The following is a 4351-nucleotide window of genomic DNA, read 5'->3' on the forward strand; positions in this document are numbered from 1 at the left end:
GAATGTACCGTCTAAGTTTACGCCAGCGTAAACGTTCCACATGTCATCCTCTTGAATAAGAGTTAGGATATGACCGTCTTCGTTCTTCCATTCCTCTTCGGCAGCAGGTTCTATTGGTGCTACAATTTCCTCTTGCTCCTGTGATAGACGTTCAATTACTTTTTCAATTAATGAACGCAGTTCTTCTTCTGAAAACTCGCGGATGTTAATCATGCCTTTATCATCTGTTCTATAACCTTTAATGAAGTTTGCATATACAAATCCGTTTCCATTTGGGTGTAAATGATATACAACGTTCTTTTTATCTAAACGACTTTCTTCAAAGTGAAAGTTTACGCGTTTTAATGATACGTTCTTTCTTTCTAATTCCGGGAAAGATTCAATAATCGATAATTTTTCTTCAAAAGTTAGCATAGTGCCTCCAAGTATATAGTAAAAGATTTAATTTGTTCATTATAGCATAGTCAAGTTTGTTTCCAAAGGTAGATTCGTCATATTGCTGTTTTTTAGTTTGACTTGGGAAGGCTATTTRTMAATGTAGACGCTTACTTCACGAGACTGTAAAGAGTTTTTTATAAATACGCTAACGAATGATTTGTTTTAGATGTACAATGGAACGTGGACTTTATAAGAAGGTGGTTATTTATATGTTTCAAAAAATAGCAAAGGAATGTTTAGCAGGGTTTACTGTTGCGATTGTTGCTTTGCCGCTAGCGATTGCATTTGGTATTGCTGCAACGGGAACGTCTGAGGGAGCACTTGTCGGATTGTATGGTGCAATTTTTGCAGGTTTGTTTGCGGCGTTATTTGGCGGTACACCGGGGCAAGTAACGGGTCCTACTGGGCCGATTACAGTTATTGCAACGGGCGTTATTGCAACTCACGGATTAGAAGCAAGTTTTATTGCATTTATGATGGCGGGGTTATTTCAAATTTTATTTGGTGTATGTAAGCTCGGCTCTTACGTTCGTTACATTCCGTATCCTGTTGTTTCAGGGTTTATGAATGGGATTGCACTGATTATTATTTTAGGTGAAATGAAGCACGTACAAAATAGCTTTCTGCTTGTGTTATTAACGATCATTGTAATGATTGTTTCTGGAAAATGGATTAAGGCCATTCCATCAAGTTTAGTAGCATTAGTGGGTGTTACAGTAACGTTGCCGTTATTTTCTTCTATGCTACAAGGAATTACGGTAAACTTACCAGTTGTAGGAACTCTTTCTTTAAATAAGATGATTGAAAAAATAGGTGCAATTCCAGAGGCGATGCCATCTCTTCACGTACCGAATTTAGACGCAAATGGCATGTTAGCACTTGTATTACCAGCACTTAGTATTGCTTTACTAGGATCAATTGACTCGTTATTAACGTCTGTCGTAATGGATAATGTGACGGGGACACGTCATAAAAGTAATAAAGAGTTAATCGGACAAGGTATTGGCAATATTGCGAGTGGTTTGTTCGGTGGATTAGCAGGAGCAGGTGCAACTGTTAGATCTATCGTCAATATAAGAAGCGGGGGGAAGACGGCACTGTCGGCTTGTATGCATAGTGTCATATTATTTATTTTCATTATGGGACTCGGTTCAGTGGTACAATATATTCCGCTTGCTGTATTATCAGGTATTTTAATTTTAACTGGCATCGGGATGTTTGATTGGGAAAGCATGAAGAAAGCACATGTAGCACCAAGAGGTGATGTGATTGTTATGTTCGTGACGATGGTTGTGACAGTGAAATTCGATTTAATGGTTGCTGTTGCGTTTGGCATTATTCTTTCCTTCATTATATACATGGTGAAGTGTAAAGAACGTAAAGCTTCTATTATAAAAGAAAAAGAAGCGACGTATACGATTCAGGGACCACTTTCATTTCTATCAGTAGATCGTATTTTTGCTTCTTTACAAGATGTGAAGTCACCAGTTAGTTTGCGTATGAAAGATGTACATTATATGGATGTATCAGGAGCTATGGCGTTATTAAACTTTGTTGAGCAATCGGATAAAGCAGGAGTGCGTGTGACACTTGAACATGTACATCCGCATGTTAAAAAGACGATAGTAATGATGGCGAATGATGAGCAAAAAGAGAAGCTGCAGTTTTTAAAAGTTAAGGCAATATAACAATAAGAACCTTCACATGAATTTCGTTATAGAGTGTGAAGGTTCTTGTTATTTGTATATGTGCTTACTATGTATAAAATCATTATATCTAAATGTTATACGTCTGTTGACAATTGATTTTCTACACAGTATAGTAACATCTTAGATTAGCAATGTGCTATTATAAGAAGGTATATGAATTTTGAGATTCCTTTATATTCAGAAGGAAGAGCTTTAAGCTGGAGGGAATATTTGATGTACAAACAGTTACCACATGGAGTGAAGATCGGGATTACACGATCAATTGTTGTTTCTTTTGAGAGATATATGAAAGAAATTGAATGGAATGAAGAAAAATTTGATATGCAGCAATTTGTTGAACAGTGGAAACAATATTTATACACAAAATCAACTTGGATTAATAAAGTAGATGACGAGTTGAAAGGACATCCAGATTTCCATCAAGCATTAGCGATGAAAGTAAATGAAAAAATTAATGAGCTTATTAGTGAGCAGCCGAGTGAAGAACAATTAGAGCTGTTAAACAAGAGCGAAGTAAAGCATGTAGATGAAATGTGTAAACTAGAAGCTGAGTATCATATTGAACGTTTATTAGTAACGAAGTAGATTTTACATAAAAAATAGAGCCTATCCTAAAGGTGTGATGACCATCTTTTAGGATAGGCTTTTTTGTATATTAGTCTTGTGGTACAAATGCTTTCCAGCTAGATAAATCCATATTTTGTTTCAAGATGGATGAAGCTGGGAAAACAAATGACCACGGTTTTGTAGTATTCGCTTTAATTTCAAGATTCGGTAACGTGAAAGCACCTTTAACAACGACTTCTCCAGAAGCATCTTCAATATGAAGAGGAAGTTGTTCTAGTTGAATGTTATCTTTACAGCCGTTACGAATTAGAAGTGTTGTATGTAAATCGCCGTTCTCTTTCAGTGCGGCTTGTAAACCTAGGAAGTTAATTTCACCTTCATTTGGAGGTGTTAAATTGTCTACAAAATTACGTAAAGCATCTTTGCTTGCTTCAGGTAACTGAGATTCCCAAGATGGATCTAAATCTAGTTGATGCTTACTTTCAAGTTCGAAAGCTAATTCCCAATCTGATTGAGATAGTTCAGCTTCCGTTATTGTTTCTTGCTCAAATGTAAATACGAAAGGCATATTCACGTTTTCAGGAATATCGCCAAGTGCAGATAGGTTAAATGTTTTACGTGCGCACAGCTTTTTATCTTTGTTTAATAGAAGTAATGTAACTTCTTCGAAAGAAATTGGTTTTGGGACACTGCTGCGAATGAATGCAGCTACATCGTATGCGCCATCACGTTTTTCAATTTCAATTCCTGATAAAGAAATTTGATATTCTTGTAAACGTGGTAATTCTTTATGTAAAAATTGATAAATGTATTTTTGTTCTTGTGCTACGTCACCCCAGCTAGGATGGAAGTAAAGAACTGGCTTTACCGTTTTATTTTGAGAAGTAGTTTCTTCTTGTCCAAATAATTGATTACTAGAAACAGTAGTATCTTTTCCTTTTTTCTTTGCCTTTTTCAGGAATGATAACATAAATTTTCACCTCATGATTGTACGTTTTCTGGAACTGCTAAATGTCTCGCGATATATCGGCACATTTCTTTTTCAAAATTACCGTAAGTGTATAAGAAAATATCCAAACCTTCTTTTTGGTAAAGGCGAGTTGGATCTTCTTGTTGATATTGTCTTAAGCCAATACCTTCTTTCAAGTGAGTCATTGCATCTAAGTGATTTACCCAGTTTTGATCTAGGAAGTGTAAACCAACGTAGCGCAGTGATTGTTGTAAATCCACATGGTCATTTAATTCTTGTACACGTTCGATATAACTAGAAATTGTATCTTTTAAAACGATTTGTAAATCCTCAGGCGAATGTACGTCGTTCGCAGATAATGGCGGCAAAGTTTCAACCGCTAAAACTTCTTTAATAGATGCTGTTAAACTAGTGAAATCCCATTCTTCAGGAAGCATTCCTTCGAAAAGGTGCTGCTTAGCAATTGCATCCACAGAGTGTTCAATCATTGGAATAACAAGTTCTATCATATTTGTTTCTTCTTTTAGAAGGTTGTTACGTAGTGTGTATATAACATTACGTTGATCATTAATTACGTCATCTAATTTTAAATTATATTCACGCATTGAGAAATGACCACCTTCACAAATTAATTGTGTACGGTTAATGAAATCATGAACTTTAGGTG

Annotated in this window: 4 protein-coding genes and 1 pseudogene; 2 read left to right on the top strand and 3 right to left on the bottom strand. The window is 35.8% G+C overall.

The window, feature by feature from the left end; translation table 11 throughout:
- A partial coding sequence (locus AC1DJR_RS18890; protein ID WP_477003238.1) for a hypothetical protein occupies positions 1-414 on the bottom strand: 414 nt, incomplete at its 3' end.
- 233 nt (positions 415-647) lie between these two features.
- Between AC1DJR_RS18890 and AC1DJR_RS18895 the strand changes: the two genes are divergently transcribed.
- Positions 648-2126 (top strand): SulP family inorganic anion transporter, encoded by a 1479-nt coding sequence (locus AC1DJR_RS18895; RefSeq protein ID WP_429687045.1) that lies wholly within the window; start codon positions 648-650, stop codon positions 2124-2126.
- Between the two features lie 234 nt (positions 2127-2360).
- Complete coding sequence (locus AC1DJR_RS18900) at positions 2361-2732, top strand: hypothetical protein (RefSeq protein ID WP_002125538.1); 372 nt, start codon at positions 2361-2363, stop codon at positions 2730-2732.
- Between the two features lie 70 nt (positions 2733-2802).
- Here AC1DJR_RS18900 and AC1DJR_RS18905 read toward each other — a convergent pair whose 3' ends face one another.
- Positions 2803-3684, bottom strand: a complete 882-nt coding sequence (locus AC1DJR_RS18905; protein ID WP_002030040.1) for an accessory Sec system S-layer assembly protein — start codon at positions 3682-3684, stop codon at positions 2803-2805.
- 11 nt (positions 3685-3695) lie between these two features.
- A pseudogene (secA2, locus tag AC1DJR_RS18910) lies at positions 3696-4351 on the bottom strand (accessory Sec system translocase SecA2); the annotation flags it as partial.

It is taken from the genome of Bacillus sp. 05T31 (assembly GCF_056396725.1).

Excerpts from the sequence above, each read along its gene's own strand:
- AC1DJR_RS18895 (WP_429687045.1), top strand. The coding sequence starts at position 648 with ATGTTTCAAAAAATAGCAAAGGAATGTTTAGCAGGGTTTACTGTTGCG.
- AC1DJR_RS18905 (WP_002030040.1), bottom strand. The coding sequence starts at position 3,684 with ATGTTATCATTCCTGAAAAAGGCAAAGAAAAAAGGAAAAGATACTACT.
- AC1DJR_RS18900 (WP_002125538.1), top strand. The coding sequence starts at position 2,361 with ATGTACAAACAGTTACCACATGGAGTGAAGATCGGGATTACACGATCA.